Source organism: Streptomyces sp. CB02959, assembly GCF_002803155.1.
In the GTDB taxonomy this organism is placed as follows: domain Bacteria; phylum Actinomycetota; class Actinomycetes; order Streptomycetales; family Streptomycetaceae; genus Streptomyces.
Map to the genome: position 1 here is coordinate 160303 of NZ_NNBP01000009.1, position 20473 is coordinate 180775.

The following is a 20473-nucleotide window of genomic DNA, read 5'->3' on the forward strand; positions in this document are numbered from 1 at the left end:
CCCGCGCCCGCCCCGCGATTCCCCCCCCGCCCCACAGGACGTCTTCGCCTCGCCCGGCGGCCTGCGCTCAGGCGCCGTCCGTCGACCGCGGCTCGACGAAGGCGCCGGCGGCCGCGGCAAGGGCGGCGGTTCTGGCTGCCTGGCCGGGCAGTTGCGGGTCGGGGGGTGTGCGCAGGAGCACCAGTTGGTGGTACAGCGGCGCGGTGGCGGCGATGAGCAGCCGCCGGGCGTCGGTCTGCGGTGGGAGTGCGCCGCGCCGGACGGCCCGGTCGACGATGGTCTCGCAGCGGGCGTAACGGTCCTCCCAGAGCCGCTGTTGGGCCTGGGCGGCCTGCTCCGAGCGGAACGAGGCGGCGATCAGCGCCACCACGATCGGCGGCTGTGCCGTCAGGGCCGTCTGGATCTCCTCGTTCAGCGCTGTCAGATCGCCTACCAGCGAGCCGGTGTCCGGTGGCTGCCAGTCGTCGTCACCCGCCGCGTCGAGGACGTCGGCGAGCAGGCCGCCGACGTCCCCCCAGCGCCGGTACACCGTCGTGCGGTGCACACCGGCGCGTGCGGCGACGGTGTCCGTGGTCAGCCCGTCGAAACCATGCTCGCCGAGCTCGGCGCGGACCGCGTCGAGCACCTGCGTGCGGATACGGGCGGTGCGGCCCCCGGGGCGTCGGGTCGGCGGCGGCCGGGTGCCTTCTGGCTCTGGTTCCGGGTCTGTGGAAGTCATCAGGAAGTCATCACTCGTAATTGTTTGCTCGTGGGGACGGCGTTATGCCAACATCTTAAAGCAGCAACTGTCGCACTAGTAGCGTGATCGATGCTCTTCCGAAGCGCTCGCCGTAGGCAGGTCCTTCGGCAGCAGGCCCGTCCCCGACCCGGTGACCGGCTCGCTCACCGGGCGGGAACGGCCCGGTCGGCGGACGGGGCCGGGCGGAGCGGGCACGAGCACCCGGAAATCCCCGCGAAAGGAAGCACTTCGTGATGCCGCCTGTTCCCGCCGACCCGACCGTGGTGCACCCGATGCCCGAGCAGCCGCGGGTGGTGCTGCTGAAGCCGCTGATCACCTCGCCGCTGATCGAGGTCGGAGAGTTCTCCTACTACGACGATCCCGACGATCCGACCGCGTTCGAAAGCCGCAACGTGCTGTACCACTACGGGCCGGAGAAGCTGGTCATCGGGAAGTTCTGCGCGCTGGGCGAGGGCGTGCGGTTCATCATGAACGGCGCCAACCACCGTATGGACGGCCCCTCGACGTTCCCGTTCCCCATCATGGGCGGTTCCTGGTCCGAGCACTTCGACCTGATCACCGGCCTGGCCGGGCGGGGGGACACCGTGGTGGGGCACGACGTCTGGTTCGGCTACCGCTCCATGGTGATGCCCGGCGTCCGCATCGGCCACGGAGCGATCATCGCCGCCGGCTCCGTCGTCGTCGACGACGTCCCCGACTACGGCATCGTCGGCGGCAACCCCGCCCGCCTCATCCGCCGCCGCCACAGCGACGCCGACATCAACCGCCTGCTCGCACTGGCCTGGTGGGACTGGCCCCTCCCGCACCTCACCGAACACCTCCGCACCGTCATGTCCGGCAGCATCGACGACCTGGAGAACGCGGCGCCCAGGCTCCCGCAACCGTGAGCCACCCGCGTTCCGGCACGTCGGAGTTCCAGAGTCCAGGAATCGAGTCCTCAACATGCCCGCGTCGTCCCACCGCACCCCGTTCGCCGACTGGCTCCGCACCCACGCCGTCCCGCTCACCCACCTCGACCCCGAGGCGCCACTCGACGACCTGGAGCCGCTGCGCGCCGTCATCGGCGGCGCCCGCGTCGTCGCGATCGGCGAAAGTTCCCACTTCATCGACGAGTTCGCGCTCATGCGCGAGCGCATCCTGCGGTTCCTGGTCGAACGCTGCGGCTTCACCGCCCTGGCCTTCGAGTACGGCTTCAGCGAAGGCTTCCCCCTCGACGCCTGGGCCCAGGGCGAGGGAACGGACGACGACCTGACGGCCCACCTCGCCGCAACGATCCCCGTGGGCGTCGGCGAGCCGCTGCGCTGGATGCGCCGGCACAACCGCACCGCCTCAGCACCGGTGCGTTTCGCGGGCATCGACATCCCCGCGGCCGGCGGATCCCTGCTCCCCGCACTGACCCCGGTCGCCGACTACCTCCGACGGATCGACCCCGAAACCCTGCCGGCGGCCCAGGAGGCGATACGGATCGCCGAAACCTTCGCCGGCGGCTCCGGGGCCGTCGCCGCGCCCGCGTGGGCACGCCTGGCCACCACCGAACAGGACGCCCTCAGCGCGATCCTGACGCGCCTGCTCATCCGGCTCCGCTCCCTCGAACCGCTCTACGTCTCCCGCGGCGACCAGCACGACCACGACATCGCCGTACGCCGGCTCGAAGGCGCCTGCCACGCCGACTACACCTTCCGCGCCATGGCCGGCCTCTTCACCGGCCAGGGGCTGACCGCCGACACCTCGGCCCGCGACAGCTACATGGCCGGTTCGGTCCGGTGGCACCTGGACCGCCTCGAACCCGGAACCCGCGTCGTACTGGCGGCCCACAACGCCCACATCCAGAAGACGCCGGTCTCCTTCAACGGCCACCTCACCGGACTCCCCATGGGGCAGCACCTGCACCGCGCCCTCGGCGACGACTACTTCGCCCTCGCCCTGACCAGCACCACCGGGCACACCGCGGACATGCCCCGCGACGAGAGCGCCCGCTTCGGCTTCACCATCGCCGCCACCGCGCTGGAACCGGCCGAGCCGGGAAGCATCGAAGCCGCCTTCTCCGACGCCGGACTCGGCCTCAGCATCGCCGACTTCCAGCAGGCGCGCCCGCAGACGCAGGGGGACGCCGACCTCACCCCGGGCCCCGACCGCATCCGCATCCAAAGCGCCTACCTGCACACCCCCGTCCTCGAAGCGTTCGACGCCGTCCTCCACACCCCGACCTCCACCGTCGCCGACAACCTCGACACCATGTGAGACGTGCAGGGGTCGCGGCGGCGTTCGCGGCCGAGCAGCCGGCCGGTGGGTCGCGGTCGACGGCTTTGTATCATGTCAACCGTATTGGAAAGAACTCACGGAGCAGCCCGGAGACGTCGACGATGCCCAAGCAGGTGGATCATCGCGAACGCCGCGAGGCGATCGCCCGAGCGCTGTGGCGCGTGGTGGAGCAGCGCGGCGTCGCGCACCTCTCCCTGCGCGAGGTCGCACGGGAAGCGGGCATGTCCCACGGACAGTTGCAGCACTACTTCGCCTCCCGGGAGGCCATGCTGACCTTCGCCATGGACTTCGCGACCGAGCAGGCCGCCTCGCGCGTCGACCGGGGCCTGGCGGAGCTCGGCGACCGGCCGCACCCCCGCGACGTCCTACGGGTGATGCTCACCGGGATGCTCCCGTTGCACCCGGACGCGCGGGCGACCAGCCGGATGAGCGCCGCCTACGTCCTGGAGGCCCTGCACGACGAGCACATCCACGCGCGGGCCCGGCAGGGGATCGCCCAAGGACGCACTGCCGTCGAGCAGTTGGTACGCCGGGCGATCGCCGAGGGGCACATCCCACCGGACCGCGACCCGGTGGCCGAAACCAATCTGCTCCTCGCCCTCACCGGTTTCACCACCCTCATCGAACTCGACGTGATCGGGCCCCAGGACACCCTCGACGCCATCGATCTGCACCTGGACCGGCTGTTCACCGACAGCCCCGCCCGATGACCCGGCGTTGCACCTCGTGGCGGCCGAGACGTGAGCGGCCCTACCGCGTCGACTCCCCCGCCCCGCCGTGCTCCGTGCGCGGAGTGGGCGTGGAGCCGTCCAGCCCGAAGAACGCCGCCGTGTAGTAGCTGGAGCAGATCGCGTCGCGGTAGTAGGTGCCGGTGGTCCCGCACTGGTCGGTGCCTGTTCCGGGGCTGACGGCGAGGCCGTGGGGCATGCCGGGGATCGAGTAGACCTCGACGACCGGCCGGCCGCCGGCGTCGTTGTAGGTGCTCTGCGTGGTGCCGCCGGGGAGGCTCCGGGTGCTCGACGGTGTCTGGCCGACGCCGAGGACGTCGGTCCACTGGTCCCTCAGCTCGGTGGCGTTCACCGGGCGGACTGTGAGATCGGCGGTGCCCTGCGAGATCGCGACCCGCGGCCAGGGGCCGGCGTAGCCGGGGCGGGCGTTGCGGACCTTGTCGCCCCACTGGGCGGGCGTGAGGTGCTGGTCGCTGAGCTGGCAGCCGGACGCCTGGAGCGGAGTGGTGGCGCAGTGGGCGGGCAGTCCGGAGTCGATCGATCCGGCGGCGAAGACGTCGGGGTAGTCGGCGAGCAGGTCGGCAGTCATGCCCCCGCCCGCCGACAGACCGGTGACGAAGACCCGGTGGGCGTCGGAGCCGTACTGCGCCATGGCGTGCCGGACCATCTGGACGAGGGACGCTGCCTCACCGCGGCCCCCCGTGTCCTTGGCGGCGTCGAACCAACTGAAGCACGACAGCGGGTTGTTGGCCGCGGTGGTCTGCGGGAAGACGAGCGCGAAGCCGTACCTGTCGGCGTACTTGGGCCAGCCGGAGTGCGCGTAGTAGTCGTCGGCGCTCTGGGTGCAGCCGTGCAGGGCCAGGACGAGGGGTGCGCCCGGCGGGAGGTCCGCCGGCGCGTACTCGTACATCTGCAGGTTGCCCGGGTTCGGGCCGAAGTCGATGACCTGGTGGAACGTCCCGGCCGCGGCCGCGGCGGCGGGGACGCCCGGCGAGAAGACGCTCAGGCACGCGGCGACGAGGCCGAGGACGACGGCGAGCGTGCGGCGGGTCCGGTGACTGTGCCGTGTGGACAGGTCCATGGTGGCTCCTGGATGTGGGGGGGGACGGTCGGCGCACCGTCCGGCATCGCGTCCGGATCACCTCGCGCAGGATGCCGCCGCGGGCGCCACTTCACCTACTGGTGCCGGACGTTACGAGCCCGGACCGCGGGCGGATATGGGCCGGGTGCCCACGGTCTCCGGTCGGATGTGGCACCGGGCCCCATTGCGCCGCCGCCGGGTCGGAGTGGTCGCGGGGCCGCCGCGAGCCGGTCCCGACGGCATACGGTTCCCACGGCGGCCACGGTATGGCGGTCACTCCCACTCCCGCACGGAGGAAAGTGTGCTGCGCTCCCATGTGCCCGGGACCGAGCCGTTCCTATCGTTTCGGTCATGCAGAGCAGCCACAGCCCCGATGCAGGGGCGTACGCGGCGGGCGATCCGCGCGAAGTCGTCGATCAAGTAGTGGTCGGCGCCCGGTTCCTGGCCGGGCGGACCGCCATGGTCACCGGAGCGGCCGGCGGCATCGGCCGGGCCTGTGCGGTGGCGCTCTCGGCCGCGGGTGCCTTCGTCCGCGTGGTGGACCGCGCCGGAGAGGCGGCCGAACGGCTAGCCGAGGCGATCGGCGGCACCGCCCACATCGTCGACCTGTCCGTTCCGGACGCGGTGGACACGCTCCCCGACGACGCCGACGTGGTGGTCAACAACGCGGGTCTGCAGCACGTGGCCGCCATCCACGAATTCCCGCCGGACCGCTTCGCTTTGATGCAACGGGTCATGGTGGAGGCCCCCTTCCGCATCCTGCGCCGCACCCTGCCGCGGATGTACGAGCGCGAATGGGGACGGGTGGTCAACATCTCCTCCGTCCACGGATTGCGCGCCAGCCCCTACAAGTCGGCCTACGTGGCGGCCAAGCACGCGCTGGAGGGTCTGAGCAAGGTCGTCGCCCTCGAAGGCGCCGAGCACGGGGTGACGAGCAACTGCGTCAATCCTGGCTATGTGCGTACCCCATTGGTCGAGCGGCAGATCGCCACCCAGGCCCGCGTCCACGGGATCCCCGAAGACGAGGTGGTGGCGCGCGTGATGCTGGACCGCACGGCGATCAAGCGACTGATCGAACCGGACGAAGTGGCGCGGGCCGTGCTGTGGCTGTGCACCCCGCAGGCCGGCTGCATCACCGGCACGTCCCTCCCCCTCGACGGGGGCTGGACCGCCCGCTGACCCCCGCCGCGCCGCCCCGGGAGGCGGCACAGCGAAACGACCGTGGCCGGGAAGTACCCGGCCACGGTCGTCTGGGAACCGCTCCAGCGGCGGCACACGCGGTGAGCCGCGCCGCCGCGCTGGGTCACGGAGACACTGCGGTCACTCAGCTCGCAGAGGTGCGGCGGCCGCCCCGGCGGTCGGAGCCGCGGCCACCGCTGCCGGTACCGGCAGCGCCACCCGTGGCCCCGCCGGCTGCCGCCCGTCGACCGGATGATCGGCGGACACCCTTGCCGGAGGCGGCGCCGGCCGCCGTCCCGGCCGCGGCCCGGCGGTCGGAGCCCCGGCCGCCCGAGCCGGAACCCCCGGCGGACCCGCCGGCTCCGGTCCGGCGGGAAGTGCCGCGCCCGCCGGCGGCGGAACCGCCACCGGCCGTCGCCGCACCGGCCGCGGTCCGGCGCTCCGAGCCCCGGCTTCCCGTCCCGGTGGGGGCGGTCTTCGCCGCTCCGGCCCCGCCGCCACTCCGGCGTCGGCGGCCGGACCGCCCACCGCCCTCGGTGCCGGGCTTCCGGTCCGAGCGGGACGCCGCCGGCGTCGCCGGCTGGGGCACCTCGATGGTGACGGCCACGCCGGAAGGCTCGCGGGCACCGGTGATGGTGGCCAGTTCCGTGTCGCTCGACGTGATGCGGGACGTCCGGGGGCGGATGCCCGCGGCCGACATGAGCTGGGTGACGTCCCGCTTCTGGTTGGGCAGGACCAGCGTGACCACGCTGCCGGAACCGCCGGCCCGGGCCGTGCGCCCTCCCCGGTGCAGGTAGTCCTTGTGGTCGGTGGGGGGATCGACGTTCACGACGAGGTCGAGATCGTCGACGTGGATGCCCCGGGCCGCGACGTTCGTCGCCACCAATGCGGTGACCTGGCCGTTCTTGAACTGCTCCAGGGTGCGGTTCCGCTGCGGCTGGGAACGACCGCCGTGCAGTGCCGCCGCGCGCACACCGACGGCCAGGAGCCGCTTGGCGAGCCGGTCGGCGGACCTCTTGGTGTCGAGGAAGAGGATGACCCGGCCGTCACGGGCCGCGATACGCGTGGTGACGGCCTTCTTGTCGGTCTCGTCCAGGATGTGGAGCACGTGGTGCTCCATGGTGGTCACCGCGCCCGCGGACGGGTCCACCGAATGCACCACGGGGTCGGCCAGGAACCGCTGCACCAGGCGGTCGATGTTCCGGTCCAGGGTGGCCGAGAAGAGCATGCGCTGGCCGTCGGGCTGCACGTTCTCGATCACCTTGGTGATCTGCGGCAGGAAGCCCATGTCGGTCATCTGGTCGGCTTCGTCCAGCACCGTGATGCGCACGCCGTCGAGCCGGCAGTCCCCGCGTTCCACGAGGTCGTTGAGCCTGCCGGGAGTCGCTACCAACACCTCCACGCCGCGTCGGAGCGTACCGGCCTGCTTCATGATCGACAGCCCGCCGACCACGGTGGTCAGCCGGAGGTTCACCGCCGTCGCGTAGGGCGTCAGCGCGTCCGCCACCTGCTGGGCGAGTTCACGGGTGGGCACCAGCACGAGGGCGAGCGGAGCCTTGGGTTCCGCCCGGAGTCCGGCCGTCCGGGCCAGGAGCGCCAGTCCGAACGCCAGCGTCTTGCCGGAGCCGGTGCGGCCACGCCCCAGCAGGTCACGACCGGCGAGCGAGTTGGGCAGCGTGGCGGCCTGGATGGGGAACGGAGTGGTGACGCCTTGTGCGGTGAGGGTCTTCAGCAGCCCCGCGGGCATGTCCAGACCGGCGAAGTCCTCGACGGCGGGAAGTGCGGGTGTCGTGCTCTCCGGCAGCCGGAATTCCCTCGGCGCCGACGCGGACGGCGAGGGCGACGAGGCGCGCCGGTTCGACTTCTGGGACCTGCGGGACATGCAGTTATTTGCCTTCCTGGAAACAGCACAAACCGGGGTCCGCACCATGGCGGTGCGGACCCCGGTAAGCGGATACGCGTCCGGCGATCAGGCGGGGACGATGTTCTCCGCCTGCGGGCCCTTCTGGCCCTGCGTGACGTCGAAGGAGACCCGCTGGCCCTCCTGGAGCTCACGGAAGCCCTGGGACTGGATGTTCGAGTAGTGCGCGAAGACGTCGGGGCCGCCGCCGTCCTGCTGAATGAAGCCGAAACCCTTTTCGGCGTTGAACCACTTCACGGTTCCCTGTGCCATGACGTTCTCCTTCTGGTAGGCAGAGGCCCCATCCGGAGATGCCGGTAAAACAAATAATGCGCCATCGGGAGAAACATTTCCGTCAGGCGCACATAGGTTCATGGGTACCACAACTGCAACTCCAAAACCGTAGCACAGCACGGCCGCCCATGGTCAACAGTCGATCGTGAGGAGCGCCAAGCCAGAACCTCCGCCCACCGCCTGAGGCCCGAACCGTCCGCCGACGCCCCCTTTCGGTGACCGTGAGCACCCGGCAGTGACCGGCAGTGAGCATCCTGTCGGTGACTGCACGAACAGGGACGCAATCCAGGAACGCGATCCGGGAACGACGCCCTCCAGGAACGGAACTCCGCACGTCGGCCGTCGACGGGCGGCGACACGTCGCCCCCGGAAGTCGGGGCTTCCGGGGGCGGACGTGGTCATCTGCCGGCGGCTACGACAGCGCGTCGGCCGGGTCCCGCAGGTCCGGTGCGGCAGGTCCGCTGAGGTCTGGGGCGCGGGTGCCGGTGGGGGGCGCGATGATGACGTAGCCCTGCCCCGGGGCTGCGCGGAAGCCGGTTTGCCGGCCCGCCAGGAAATCGGTGACGGGTGTCCTGAGGTGGTAGAGGAGGGTGGAGGAGGGGGTGTCGAAGATCGCCGGGGAGTCGATGAAGAGCGGCGCCTCGGCGGTGACGTAGTGGAGGCCGGCGGTCAGGTGGGCCTCGGTGGTGGGCATGGCGTGCGACTGGGTGCGGTGGTGGACCACCTGGCGCACCATGCGGTCGCAGGCCGTGTGGAAGTCGCGGTCGGTCTCGAGGGTCTGCTCGATCCGGCGGCGGACGGTCTGGTAGGCCGGGACGGTCGTGACCTCGGACAGGGCCCGGACCCGGAAGCGCTTCGCCTCGGGGCCGAGCCGTTCCAGGGAGCGCCGGATCCGGCGGCGGACGTCCTTGAGCGTGCTGCGCACCGACCGGGCGGCGCGCTCGGGGGTGTGGCCGTCCGCGACCAGCATCTCTTCCATGTGCATGTCGACGTAGACCACGTCGATATCGGTGAAGTGTTCGCCGGCCCAGCACAGCAGCGCGGTCAGGCGGTCCTGGTTGAAGTAGCTGTTTCCGCCGCTGATCCCGACGAGCGCGTGATCACCGCGCTTCCAGATGAGCCGGCAGTCCTCGGTGAGCGGTTCCGCGCGCAGGGCGCCGGCGCCTGCCAGTAATTCGGGTTCCATGCCGTGTGTTCCTGGTCTCTTCGGGCCCGCTCAGGCGGGCTTCTCTGTGCCCTGGAGCGCGACGGCCATCTGCAGGCAGGCTTCGTCCAGGAGTCCGGCGAGGTCGACGTCGTCGCCTCCCATCGGGGCGAACATGAAGTCGTCCAGGCGCCCTCGTACGGCGGCCATTTCGGGGCCGAGCGGGCCGTCGGCCTCCAGGATGTGCAGCACCCGGCGGGCGGCGTCGGTGCAGCGGAACGCCCCGTAGTCCGGCGGCTCGTCCAGCAGTCCGCGGCCGCTGCTCAGCAGATAGACCGCCAGCAGGGCGAGTTCCTCACGCAGCCTTTCCTGCGGCGTCCCGGTGTCCCCAGACGTCATAGCTGATCACCTCGCTCTTGTCTCGGCGTTGGGAGGGTGTGGTCCGGTGTGCGGGGTGACCGATGGGGACCGTCAGCATCGGTTCGATGAAGGGCGGGAGGTCCAGCAGCAGGCGGACCGCGTCCTCGCGGAAGCTGCCGACGGGACAGCCGCCGAGGTTCAACGCGTGGGCGGAGAGCAGCAGGTTCTCCACCGCCATCGCCACGCAGAGCTTGGCGGTCTCGTAGATCTTCTGCGAGACCTCGGCGGAGACCCCGGTCATCCGGCGCTTGTCGACGCAGGCGACGACGATGAGGGCGGGGCTGCCGATGATGCCGGGGGCGAAGGCCCGCAGCCGCCGGACGCGTGCGGGGTCGCGTACCACGACAAAGGACCACGCCTGCTTGTTGGACGCGGTCGGGGCCGCGAGCATGCCGGTGAGCATCTGCTCGATCAGGGCGTCGTCGACGGGTTTTGGCGCGTAATTGCGCAACACGGTGCGCGAGCACATGACTCGCAGGATCTCCGGGAGGGTTCCCGGAGAATCGTCGGCAGACATGTCTTTCCCTTCTCTCACTGGTTGTCCCGGCCGGTTGGGCCGGTGGTGGGATACGCCGTACGGGGTGGTGTCGTGCGTGTCGCGGTGAGGACGAGGAATCGTTCCGGTGCCGCCAGATGACGGAGCGGCATACCGGCTTCAGTGAGGGCGGCGGCAAGGGCAGCGGGGTGGCGACTCCGTATGCCTGGGCTCTCGTCGACCGTGGCGGGGACGCGCCGGTGGGCGGGTCCCGTTGCGGGCCGGAGGGTCAGTGGTGTGACGGTGCCGTCGGGGCTCGGAGTCCGGTCCGCCTCGTGGGGCGGGGCGGGGCGGCGCGGTGCTGTCGTCCGTGCGCGCCGAGGGGGGTGGGGTCAGTTCATGGCCGCCGCCCGTACGGACCGTGCCGGATGACCGAACGTGCCTTGGAGCCCTTCCTCGCGAGCCCGACGGAACGCCGCGGAGCCCGGGGCCTGTCCGCCCTGGGATTCCCGCACGTGTCTCCCTCTCCCCACAGTCCTCACATCCCCCGTCCCCCATGGCCCGGACAGTCCGGCCGGCACCCGCTGATCGTGGTGGGCCGGACTTGAAGTTCGGCTGGGTCCGGCCTGAGTGTGGGCCGTGTTTCGGCTGTGCCGGTGCGGGGTGGCGGGTGGCGGTCGGCAGGTGGGGCGAGGTCGCGGGCCCGATTCGAGGACCTGGCGCCCGGACGCCCCGACGCCCCGACGCCCCAGGCAAGTTGGCCCCGTCGAGGTCGGTGAGGTGGGAGAAGGGTGCCGTCGCTTACGGACCCGGAAAGCCGTTGAGGTGACGGCCGCGAGCATCCGTCGGTCGCCGTCCAAGGAGTGTTTGCGAAATTCGCACTGGAGAGAATGCGGAGCCGCTCAAGGCGTTGGCGTTGGCGTGGGAATCGGCGGTGGCCACATCCATGTCGCGGTCGGGCTGGATCCGAATGCGGGGCGAACCGGGGTGGGGGCTGGTATCGGGTGGCGATTCGCGTCCCGGCGGCCGGTCGGCGGCCCGTCTCGGTATCCGTTGAGCACGACACACCGATCGACGGGACCGCGGAAAACCGACAGGCGGGGCCGGAGAGCTCTGAATGGCGACAGCTCCGACCATCGCGAGGGAATTATTCGGCGGAATACTGGCTGGTAAATTCCGACTCGGCGAGCGCGTCGACATGACGGGTCGGACTCTCGTTAAGACCGCACGGACATCAGTCGTTGAGTCCCTCAACCGCGGGCGAAGTCAAGCGCGACGCAGTAAAGCGTGAGCAAAGAACCGCCTCGGCGCTTGACTCCACCATGTCACGATGCGCAACAATATGCAATCAACGCACACCTATATGGATATTCTTCTCTCGAACGGGGGAGTAAATGAAATTCTCGATTTTGGGTCCGGTGCGCATCCATTCCGATCTCATCGAGATGAAACCACCGGCACACAAGGTCAGGAAGATCCTGGCGCTCCTCCTTCTCAATGAATCGCGCTACGTTTCCATTTCCTCCCTCACTCGCGAACTGTGGCCCTATGAACCGCCGAAAAGCGCGGTCGCCACCACACAGACCTACATCGTGCAGTTACGCAAATTATTAGCGGCCGGCCTTGGCGTTTCCTCCACCGAGGTGAGCAAGAAAGTCCTGGAGACCAGTGGGACCAGCTACCGCTTGGATATTCCGGCAGGCTCCCTGGACCTCCACGAATACCGGCTCTCGCTGGCCCGGGCCGAGGCCGCCGTCACGGCCGGAATGGACCGGGAAGCGGTGCAACTCTGGGAACACGCGGAAGGGCTCTGGCGCGGCGACGCGATCGCCGATGTGGAGCACGGCCCACTGCTGCGGGCGGAAGCGGCGTCCCTGCGCCAGTCACGTCTGTCGGCCGAGGAACGCCGGATCGACGCCCAACTGCGCCTCGGTCTGCACCACTCCTCGCTGGCCGAACTCGCCGGCCTGGTCCAGGCCCACCCGTTCGAGGAGGGGCTGCATGCGAAGTTCATGCTGGCCCTCTACCGCAGCGGCCACCGGGGCCGTGCGCTGCAGGTCTACCACGACCTGCGCAAGTCCATGGTCCGCGAACTGGGCGTGGAGCCCTCCCCCACTGTGCAGCGACTCCTCCAGGAGATCCTGACCAGCGACATCTCGCTGGAGCTGACCCGATGACCGCGGGCACCGCGCCGCCGCAGCGGCCCGCACCCGACGCCCTCCGGCGGAAGCCCGCCACGGTCCGCCGGACCGTACCGAACCGATGAACAACGCCGCGGAGATCGACCGACTCAGAGGGGAAGGGCAGCGTCCCGGGCCGCGCACCGGGCCGGAACCGGCCGTTCCCACCGCAGGTCTCGCCGTCGACCCGCGCGCCCGGCTCTCCGTCCGACATACTCCGGATATCCGTGCGCTGTCGGTCTTCTCCGTACGGACCGGGCAGGGCAGGATGAGTGCCTGGCGGCCGTGGACGGGGTGGTTGCGGTTGCGGACGGTGCTCACGGGGACGGTGCCGCGGCGCGGCAGAAGCGACTGGGGATGGCAGTGACCGGCGGCAGCGACGACCACGACGGCACCGAGTTACCGCACGGCGGTCCGGCACCCCTCCCCTCGCCCGCCCCCACCCCGGCCCCCGTGTCCAACAGCATCCGTGACAGCACCATCCACGGCCCCGTCATCATGGCCGGCAGCATCGGCGATCTGCGGGTGACCGTCCAACAGGTCACCCCGGTCGCTCCGTCCCAACAGGTGGTGGGGCGGATCCCGTTGCTGGCGAGCGCGTTCCAGTCGCGGACCGCGACACGGGAGGCGATCGAGCGGGCCCGGCGCGGCAGCGAGACCGTGGTCCTGACCCAGCTGCTGTCCGGCGCGGGCGGGGTCGGCAAGAGCCAACTCGCGGCGTACTACGCGGGGCAGGCCGTCGCCGAGGGGATCGACGTCGTGGTGTGGGCCGACGCGGGGGACGCGTCGGCAGTCACCGGCGTCTACGCACGCGCCGCCGTCGCCGTCCGGGCGCCGGGCGTCGTCGGGGACGTCGCGAGCACCGAGCAGGACGCCGAGTGCTTCCTGAACTGGCTGGCGGGCACCGAGCGGAGCTGGCTGGTGGTGCTCGACAACGTCACCGACTTCGGCGCGGGCGGGCTGTGGCCGAGCGGGTCGCGCAACGGCAACGGGCGGGTGCTGGCCACCACGCGTCGCCGCGACGCCGCGGCCAGCGCGGCCGGCCGGACACTGGTGGATGTCGACCGCTACTCCGGGGAGGAGGCGGCCGCCTACCTGCGCGAGCGGCTGACCCAGGCCGGGCGGGCGCAGTTGCTGGACGACCGGGCCGACGAGCTGGCCGAAGCGCTGGGGCGCCTGCCGCTCGCCCTCGGCCACGCGGCGGCCCACATGATCAACACCGGCTGCACCACCGGCGCGTACCTCACCCTGCTCACCCGACGCAGCCACTCCCTCGACACCGTGCTGCCCGCCAGCGCCGACGCCGAGAACTACGGACGCCCCGTCACCGCCGCGCTGCTGCTCGCCCTGGACGCCGCGCAGCGCCAGGAACCGCGGGGGCTGGCCGTGCCCGCGATGCGGCTGGCCGCGGTCTTCGACCCGTCCGGGCACCCCCGCGAACTGTGGACCACCGAGGCCGTCACCCGGTACCTGACCAGGCACCGCACCATCCCGCCGGAGGCGGCGGAGCCGGGCCGGCGGCGGGCACGACGCCGGGGCAAGGCCGCCGGCGCACCGGTCAGCGCGGACGAGGCGCTGCGTGCCGTGGCCGTGTTGCACAACTACAACCTGCTCTCCGACCAGGGTCCGGCGGCCGGATCACGCGCCGTCGGCCTGCACGCCCTGACCGCCCGTGCCGCGTTGGACACCACCCCCGATCACGGCGTCCTGTACCGCGTGGCCGCCGCCGGGCTGGTGGAACTGTGGCCCGGGGAGGACCACACGGACCGCGAACTCGCCGCCGCCCTGCGGTCCAGCACCGACACGCTGGCGGAACTCGCCGGTGACGGCCTCTGGCGGCCGGACAGCCTCCCGGTGCTCTACCGGGCCGCCGAAAGCCTCTTCGACGCCGGCCTGTTCGGCGCCGCGGTCGCGCAGTGGGAGCGGATCGCCGCGAAGGCCCGGGACACCCGGGGCCATCGCCGCCTGGAGACCCGGATCGCCCAGGGCCAACTCGCCGTCTCCTGCCTGGCGGCGGGCCGCGCCGAGGACGCGATCGGCATCCTGGAGACGCTGCTGGGCAACCACCGCCGGTCCGCCTGGCGCCGCCATCCCGACCTGATCGCGGCCCGGGCGAACCTCGTCGACGCCTACCGCAGCGTCGGACGGACCGAAGAGGCCGTCCGGTGGGGCGAACAGGTCGTGGCCGCCAGCGAGCGTCTGCGCCGTCCGCGGGACCCGGAACTGCTCTCCCGGCGCAGCAGCCTGGCCGGCGCCTACTTCGAGTCCGGGCGCACCGGTGAAGCCATCGCCATGCTGGAGCAGATCCTGGTCGAGACCGAGCGGCTGCTCGGCCCCGACCATCCCGACACCCTCACCGCCCGGCACAACCTCGCCAGTTGCTACGGCCGGACCGGCCGCCGGGACGAGGCGATCAGGTTGGAGGAGCAGGTCGTCGCGGCGGCGCCGAGCCGGTTCGGCGCCGAGCATCCCCACCACCTCAGTGCCCGGAGCAGTCTCGGCGCCTCGTACACGAAGGCGGGCCGCACCGAGGACGCCATCGACGAACTGGAACGGGTCGTGGCCGACAGCGAGCGCGTCCTCGGAGCGGAGGACCAGCAGACCCTCACCGCGCGGGCCCACCTCGCCGAGGCCTACGCCCGAGCCGGCCGGACCGGTGCCGCCGTCACCCTGCTGGAGCAGGTGCTCGCCGTGGAGGAGCGCCTGCTCGGCCCCGACCACCGCACCACCCACACCACCCGGTCGAACCTCGCCGTGCACTACGCGAAGGCCGATCGGGTCGGCGATGCCGTCACCCTCCAACAGCGGGTCCTGGCCGACGGTGAGCGTCTGCTCGCCCCCGACGACCCGAACACCGGCGTCGCCCGCGGAAATCTGGTGTACCTGCTGTTGCGCCGGGGCCGGGAGCGACTCCCCGACGATCCGCAGGCGGCGCTGTGGGACACCGTCGCGGCGCTGGACGCCGCGGGCCCGCTGCTCGCCGCCGATCCGGGCGGGACCGGGTGGGTGCCGGAGTCGGCGTACCGACTGGCGGCGGACGCCTTCAACCACCGCCGACAGCCCGCGCTGGCCACCGAGTTCCGCCAGTGGGCCTGGAGGCGGCACGACCGGAGCCGGCATCCGGCAGCCGCCGCGTCCGACGCCGCGGTCCGGATCCGCCGCGCGCTGGCCCCCACCCACCCCGCCGCGCAACTGTCCGAGCTCCGGGGCTCGCACCACCAGGCCATGCGGGCGGCCGACCAGGGAAGCCGGGCGACGGCACTGGCGTGTGTGGTGGCTGCCGTTCGCGACCGCCCGTCCCTGGCAGACGCCTACCTGCCCTCGCTCGCCTGGACGCTGGACGCGCTCACCGCCCGGCCGCCGGACCCCGGAAGCCAGGCGGAGCTGCTGCCGGCCGTGGCCGAAGCCGTCGAGGCCACCGCCTCGCTGGACTCGATCCCCTCCGACGCGCACCTCTGCGACCTGGCGCTGAACCTCACCAGCCTCGCCCTCTGGCTGCACCTCCTCGACCGCACCGGCCAGGCCCGGTCCGCCGCCGAGGACGCCCACGACGCCGCCGACGCGCTGCCCGGGATCCCCGGACTCCGTGACCACACGTCTGCCGTCCTGAGCTGGATCCGCGCCGCCAACTAGCCATGTCCTGTACACCTGTTGGGGCCGCCCGGCGCAGAGACGTACGGGCCGTCGCCGTACCGGGCAGGGGTGTCGCACGGCCGGGTCGAGCACCGCCCGGCGGTCGTGGCCGACGGCTCCTAGGACCCTGTCCGCGGCAGCCGCGCGACGTCGGACAGCGGTCCGAGGTGGCCGAGCTTGTCGGGGTTGGACACGGAGTGGATCGCCCGGACCGCACCGTCGGCGATGTCGAGCTCGATCACGCCGGCCACGCGCCCTTCGGCGTCGCGCAGCACGGCGCCCGGCCGGCCGTTGACCAGGGCCGGCCGGAGGGAGACGCCGAGCGTCCGGACCCGGCGGAACCCGCCGACGAGCAGTTGGACGACGCGCCGCGGCTCGGTCAGCGACTTCCCGATCGCCCGCGCCTTGCCGCCGCCGTCACCGTGGAACACCACGTCGGGCGCGAGCATGCCGAGCAGCGCGTCCATGTCGCCGCCCGCGGCCGCGGCGAAGAACGTACGGGCCAGCTCCGCGCCCTCCGCCCGCCGTGCCGGGCGCGGCGCACTGTCGACCGCCTGCCCTCCGGTGCCGATGCGCTTCCTGGCGCGGGCGAAGATCTGCCGGCAGTTCGCCTCCGACTTGCCGGTGATCCGCGCCACGTCCGGGTATCCGTACTCGAAGACCTCGCGCAGCACGAACACCGCCCGTTCCACCGGGGAGAGGGCCTCCAGCAGTACGAGGAGCGCCATCGACAGCGAGTCGGTCAGCTCGGCGTGCTCGGCCGGTCCCGGCCTGTCGGCGGACACCACGACGGGCTCGGGCAGCCAGTCGCCCACGTAGGTCTCCCGCCGTACCCGTGCGGAACCCAGGTAGTTGATTCCCAGTCGCGTCACCGCCGTGGTCAGGTACGCCTTCATGTCGGCGATCGCGGTCCCCGCCTGGCGCGCCCGGGTCAGGCCGAGGAACGCGTCCTGCACGATGTCCTCGGCGTCGCCCACCGATCCGGTCATCCCGTAGGCGATGGAGAACAGCAGCGACCGGTATCCGGCCGCGCCCGTCCCACCTGCTGCTCCTGGCACGGAACCCTCCCACCGGCTCGCGTACGCGGCTTCCGGCCGAGCTCCGGCCCCGCCGGCCCGTTCGAAGATCCGCACGACGTCGAGCAGGGTATCCGAGGCGACCGGCCCGTGGTCCATGCCGGGCACGGCACGATTCCCTCCGCGGTTTCGAGCGGCGCGGGGCCTGGTCCACCTGCTCGATCTCCGCTCCGCCGTCAGCCGGAGGGACGGCCGGCGGCACCTCGTCCGGGAGACCCACGTCACATGCACTCCTGTCACAGCTCGCCCGGGTGCCCTGTCTTAGAGGGGCAACAGCCGACAACGACAAGGAGTTCACGATGGAAGCCCGGTTGAACGTCTTCACCAGCCCGGTCGCGGCGAAGTTCGGCAAGCACCTCGTCGCGGCGGACAGGGTCCTCGCGGACTCGACGCTGCCGGCCGCGACGCAGGAACTGGTGAAGCTCCGCGCCAGTCAGATCAACGGCTGCGGTTTCTGCGTCGACATGCACACCAAGGACGCCGCACACGCCGGGGAGACCGCGACGCGCCTCAGCCTGGTCGCCGCCTGGCGGGAGGCCACGGTCTTCACCGATGCCGAGCGCGCCGCCCTGGAGTTGGCGGAGCAGGGCACCCGTATCGCCGACGCGGCCGGTGGAGTCACGGACGAAGCCTGGGCGAACGCCGCCGAGCACTACGACGAGGAGCAGCTCGCGGCCCTGGTGTGCGTGATCGCCCTCATCAACGCCTTCAACCGCGGAAACGTCATGGTCCAGCAGCCCGCCGGCGGCTACCGGCCCGGCATGCACGGATAACCCGGACCTTCCGCTCCCTACGGCCATGGCCCCGTACAACCCCGCAAGGAGAAACCTCATGAACCTCGCTCTGTGGATCGTCACCGGACTGCTCGCCGTCGCCTACCTGCTCGGTGGCGGCGGCAAGGTGATCATGTCGAAGGAGAGGCTGGCCGCCGCCGGGGCCAGTGCGCGCTGGGTCGAGGACTTCAGTGCCGGCGGTGTGAAGGCCATCGGAGCCCTGGAGGTGCTGGCCGCGGTGGGGCTGGTCCTGCCCGCCGTGCTGCACATCGCGCCGGTGTTGGTGCCGCTGGCTGCCCTCGGCCTGGTGATGATCATGATTGGTGCGGCGGTCACCCGGATCCGGCGCCACGAGACCAAGCTCATGATGGTGGATCTGGTCTATGTCGTCCTCGCCGGTTTCGTGGCGTGGGGCCGCTTCGGACCCGAGCCCTTCCTCAACTGACCGCGACGGTGCTGCGCATGACGGCTCGTGAGGTGTACAACGGCGTTCAACAGCAGGCCCGCCGAGGGCGGTTCACCGCTCCCGGTGGGACGGGTGAGGGAGGATTGCGGTGACGGGATTGGCAACGGCGTTCACGAAACTGTTCGCCGTGGAGCATCCGATCGCCCTGGCCCCCATGGGCGGGTCGGCCGGAGGTGCCCTGACGGCGGCGGTCTCGCGCGGCGGCGGCCTCGGACTGCTGGGCAGTGGGAACGGCGACCCGGACTGGCTGGCCCGCGAACTGTCCGTCCTGGCCGCCGAGGACACCGGGAAACCGTGGGGCATCGGCTTTCAGGCATGGGCGATCGACGCCGGTGCGGTCGCGCGGGCACTGGAGCACAACCCGGCGGCGGTGATGTTGTCCTTCGGCGACCCCAGTCCGTTCGTGGAGCGCGTCCGCAGCGCGGGCACGACGCTGATCCTTCAGGTCACCGACCTGGAGGAGGCCCGGAGGGCGGTGGATCTGGGTGCCGACGTGATCGTGGCGCAGGGCACCGAAGGGGGCGGCCACGGGGCCCGGCAAGGCCGGTCCACACTGCCGTTCGTGCCCCTCGTGGTGGACCTGGCAGCGCCCGTTCCGGTGCTGGCGGCCGGCGGGATCGCCGACGGCCGCGGCGTGGCGGCCGCCCTGGCGCTGGGGGCCGCCGGAGCACTGCTCGGCACCCGCTTCCAAGCGACGACCGAGGCCCTGGTCGACCGGGCGACGGCCGAGGCGATCGTGGCGGGCCGCGGGGAGGACACCGAACGCAGCCGGGTGCTGGACATCGCCCGCGGCTCGCAGTGGCCGGCGAAGTACACCGCGCGGACCCTCGGCCACCCCTATCTCGATGCCTGGCGGGGCCGGGAGAACGCACTCGAAGCGGCCCCGCACACCGGGCAGGAGTACCAGGACGCCGTGGCGCGAGGCGAGATCCCCCCACTGCCGCAGTGGGCCAGCCAGGCCATCGATCTCATCAACGACCTGCCGTCCGCGGCCGATCTGGTCGGCACCCTGGCCGCCCAGGCAGCGGACGCACTGGCCCGCGCCGGCCGGCGCTGACCGTGCTCACGGGGAGGCGCCGCGCACGGCCGGACCGGACGCTCGGCGCGGGTCGCGGCGCAGGCGTCGACGGCTGACCGCCGCCGTCGGCCCGCAGCCCGTGCCGGCGCTCCGGCCGGGGCGCCGTCGGGGCATCCGCCGGACGGCGCTCAGTCGGCGCGGCCGGCCGCCGCCACCGTCACGCCCAGCCCGATCATCGCCAGACCACCCGCCCCGCCGACCATGGACAGCCGGCGGTCAGAGCGGGCGAACCAGGAACGGGCCGCCGCGGCACACAGGCCCCACACGGTGTCCGTGATCAGGCCGATGGCGACCGGGACCAAGCCCAACTCCGTCATCTGGAGGGGGACATGGCCGGCCGAGTGGTCCACGAACTGCGGGAGCACCGCCGCGAAGAAGACGAAGCCCTTCGGGTTGGTGACGCCCACGAGAACACCGTCCAGGACCGTGCGCAGATCGCTGCGACGCTCGCCCGGCGGTGCCGCCAGGTCCGCCGCGCGCATGCCCTTGCGGTGCCGGAACGCCTGCACGCCCAGGTGGACGAGATACGCCGCGCCCGCCAGCTTCACCCCCGTGAACACCGCCGCCGAGCTCTCGACCAGCGCGCCGAGGCCCCATGCCACGGCGAGCACCAGGAGGTAGGAGCCGACCAGGTTGCCGAGGACGGTCGCGAGCGCCGTGCGGCGGCCGTGCGCGAGGGCTCTGCCGATCACGAACAGCACGCTCGGCCCCGGAATCGCGATCACCAGTAGCGACATCGCCGCGAACGCCAGAATGTTCTCCGTGGACACCATGTGCCCGTCACCTCCTGGATAGCTGTCCAGCGGGCATCCAAGCAGACGGCAGGGCGTCCGCTCCAGGCCCGTCCCGCACCCGATTCCGCCGGACACCGGCAGGCAGTCGTACCTGGCGGCCGCGGACTCGACGCCCGGCGGATCGTCCCGGCACCGCAACCCGCAACCGACTGGACCGACAGGGTGGTGGACGCGCTGCCGGAAGCCGTGCGCCCCGGGAACGACTGGGGTGGCTGCTACCTTCGCGAACGGCCCGAAGGGATCCAGGGGAC

Annotated in this window: 18 protein-coding genes; 9 read left to right on the top strand and 9 right to left on the bottom strand. The window is 71.8% G+C overall.

Annotated features, from left to right (window positions below; all coding sequences use genetic code 11):
* Positions 1–67: 67 nt before the first annotated feature.
* The gene (locus CG747_RS16795) at positions 68–718 is read right to left on the bottom strand and encodes a TetR/AcrR family transcriptional regulator (RefSeq protein WP_100602539.1); all 651 of its coding nucleotides are present in this window, start codon (positions 716–718) and stop codon (positions 68–70) included.
* Between the two features lie 254 nt (positions 719–972).
* Between CG747_RS16795 and CG747_RS16800 the strand changes: the two genes are divergently transcribed.
* The 3 genes from CG747_RS16800 (at position 973) to CG747_RS16810 (ending at position 3711) form a co-directional block, all read left to right on the top strand.
* A complete protein-coding gene (locus tag CG747_RS16800) occupies positions 973–1626 on the top strand; it encodes a CatB-related O-acetyltransferase (protein ID WP_100602540.1) in 654 nt (217 codons plus the stop codon).
* A gap of 55 nt (positions 1627–1681) precedes the next feature.
* Positions 1682–2980, top strand: a complete 1299-nt coding sequence (locus CG747_RS16805; RefSeq protein WP_100602541.1) for an erythromycin esterase family protein — start codon at positions 1682–1684, stop codon at positions 2978–2980.
* A gap of 122 nt (positions 2981–3102) precedes the next feature.
* Entirely contained in the window at positions 3103–3711 is a 609-nt protein-coding gene (locus CG747_RS16810; protein WP_100602542.1) for a TetR/AcrR family transcriptional regulator, read from the top strand.
* Positions 3712–3751: 40 nt separating this feature from the next.
* Here the strand turns inward: CG747_RS16810 and CG747_RS16815 are convergent, their stop codons facing one another.
* The gene (locus CG747_RS16815; protein WP_100602543.1) at positions 3752–4810 is read right to left on the bottom strand and encodes a PHB depolymerase family esterase; all 1059 of its coding nucleotides are present in this window, start codon (positions 4808–4810) and stop codon (positions 3752–3754) included.
* Positions 4811–5161: 351 nt separating this feature from the next.
* On the opposite strand from CG747_RS16815, the gene CG747_RS16820 reads away from it, so the two are divergent.
* Positions 5162–5989, top strand: a complete 828-nt coding sequence (locus CG747_RS16820; RefSeq protein ID WP_100602544.1) for a 3-hydroxybutyrate dehydrogenase — start codon at positions 5162–5164, stop codon at positions 5987–5989.
* Positions 5990–6134: 145 nt separating this feature from the next.
* Here the strand turns inward: CG747_RS16820 and CG747_RS16825 are convergent, their stop codons facing one another.
* From CG747_RS16825 to CG747_RS16845, 5 genes are all read right to left on the bottom strand, one after another.
* Positions 6135–7871 carry a DEAD/DEAH box helicase gene (locus tag CG747_RS16825; RefSeq protein WP_100602545.1) on the bottom strand — a complete coding sequence of 579 codons (1737 nt, stop codon included), beginning with the start codon at positions 7869–7871 and terminating at the stop codon, positions 6135–6137.
* Positions 7872–7958: 87 nt separating this feature from the next.
* A complete protein-coding gene (locus CG747_RS16830) occupies positions 7959–8162 on the bottom strand; it encodes a cold-shock protein (RefSeq protein ID WP_016578941.1) in 204 nt (67 codons plus the stop codon).
* Positions 8163–8595: 433 nt separating this feature from the next.
* Complete coding sequence (locus CG747_RS16835) at positions 8596–9369, bottom strand: tRNA-dependent cyclodipeptide synthase (RefSeq protein WP_100602546.1); 774 nt, start codon at positions 9367–9369, stop codon at positions 8596–8598.
* Positions 9370–9399: 30 nt separating this feature from the next.
* Positions 9400–9726, bottom strand: coding sequence for a DUF6092 family protein (locus tag CG747_RS16840; protein WP_100602547.1), 327 nt, complete (start codon positions 9724–9726; stop codon positions 9400–9402).
* On the bottom strand, positions 9683–10216 hold the full coding sequence (locus CG747_RS16845; RefSeq protein ID WP_257980469.1) for a nitroreductase family protein: 534 nt from the start codon (positions 10214–10216) through the stop codon (positions 9683–9685). Before CG747_RS16845 ends, CG747_RS16840 begins: the two co-directional genes overlap by 44 nt.
* Positions 10217–11616: 1400 nt before the next feature.
* Between CG747_RS16845 and CG747_RS16850 the strand changes: the two genes are divergently transcribed.
* Together CG747_RS16850 and CG747_RS16855 are read left to right on the top strand one after the other, a co-directional pair.
* Positions 11617–12399 (top strand): AfsR/SARP family transcriptional regulator, encoded by a 783-nt coding sequence (locus tag CG747_RS16850; protein WP_100602549.1) that lies wholly within the window; start codon positions 11617–11619, stop codon positions 12397–12399.
* Positions 12400–12759: 360 nt separating this feature from the next.
* Positions 12760–16035, top strand: coding sequence for a tetratricopeptide repeat protein (locus CG747_RS16855; protein WP_146022095.1), 3276 nt, complete (start codon positions 12760–12762; stop codon positions 16033–16035).
* Between the two features lie 119 nt (positions 16036–16154).
* On the opposite strand, the gene sigJ is transcribed toward CG747_RS16855, so the two are convergent.
* Positions 16155–17219, bottom strand: coding sequence for an RNA polymerase sigma factor SigJ (gene sigJ, locus CG747_RS16860; RefSeq protein ID WP_257980470.1), 1065 nt, complete (start codon positions 17217–17219; stop codon positions 16155–16157).
* Between the two features lie 191 nt (positions 17220–17410).
* Here sigJ and CG747_RS16865 point away from each other — a divergent pair, with 191 nt between their 5' ends.
* From CG747_RS16865 to CG747_RS16875, 3 genes are all read left to right on the top strand, one after another.
* On the top strand, positions 17411–17884 hold the full coding sequence (locus CG747_RS16865; RefSeq protein ID WP_100602551.1) for a carboxymuconolactone decarboxylase family protein: 474 nt from the start codon (positions 17411–17413) through the stop codon (positions 17882–17884).
* Positions 17885–17942: 58 nt separating this feature from the next.
* Entirely contained in the window at positions 17943–18329 is a 387-nt protein-coding gene (locus CG747_RS16870) for a DoxX family protein (RefSeq protein ID WP_100602552.1), read from the top strand.
* A 109-nt stretch (positions 18330–18438) separates the two neighbouring features.
* Positions 18439–19407, top strand: coding sequence for a nitronate monooxygenase (locus CG747_RS16875; RefSeq protein ID WP_257980471.1), 969 nt, complete (start codon positions 18439–18441; stop codon positions 19405–19407).
* A gap of 149 nt (positions 19408–19556) precedes the next feature.
* Here CG747_RS16875 and CG747_RS16880 read toward each other — a convergent pair whose 3' ends face one another.
* Entirely contained in the window at positions 19557–20201 is a 645-nt protein-coding gene (locus CG747_RS16880; RefSeq protein ID WP_100602553.1) for a LysE family translocator, read from the bottom strand.
* Positions 20202–20473: the final 272 nt, after the last annotated feature.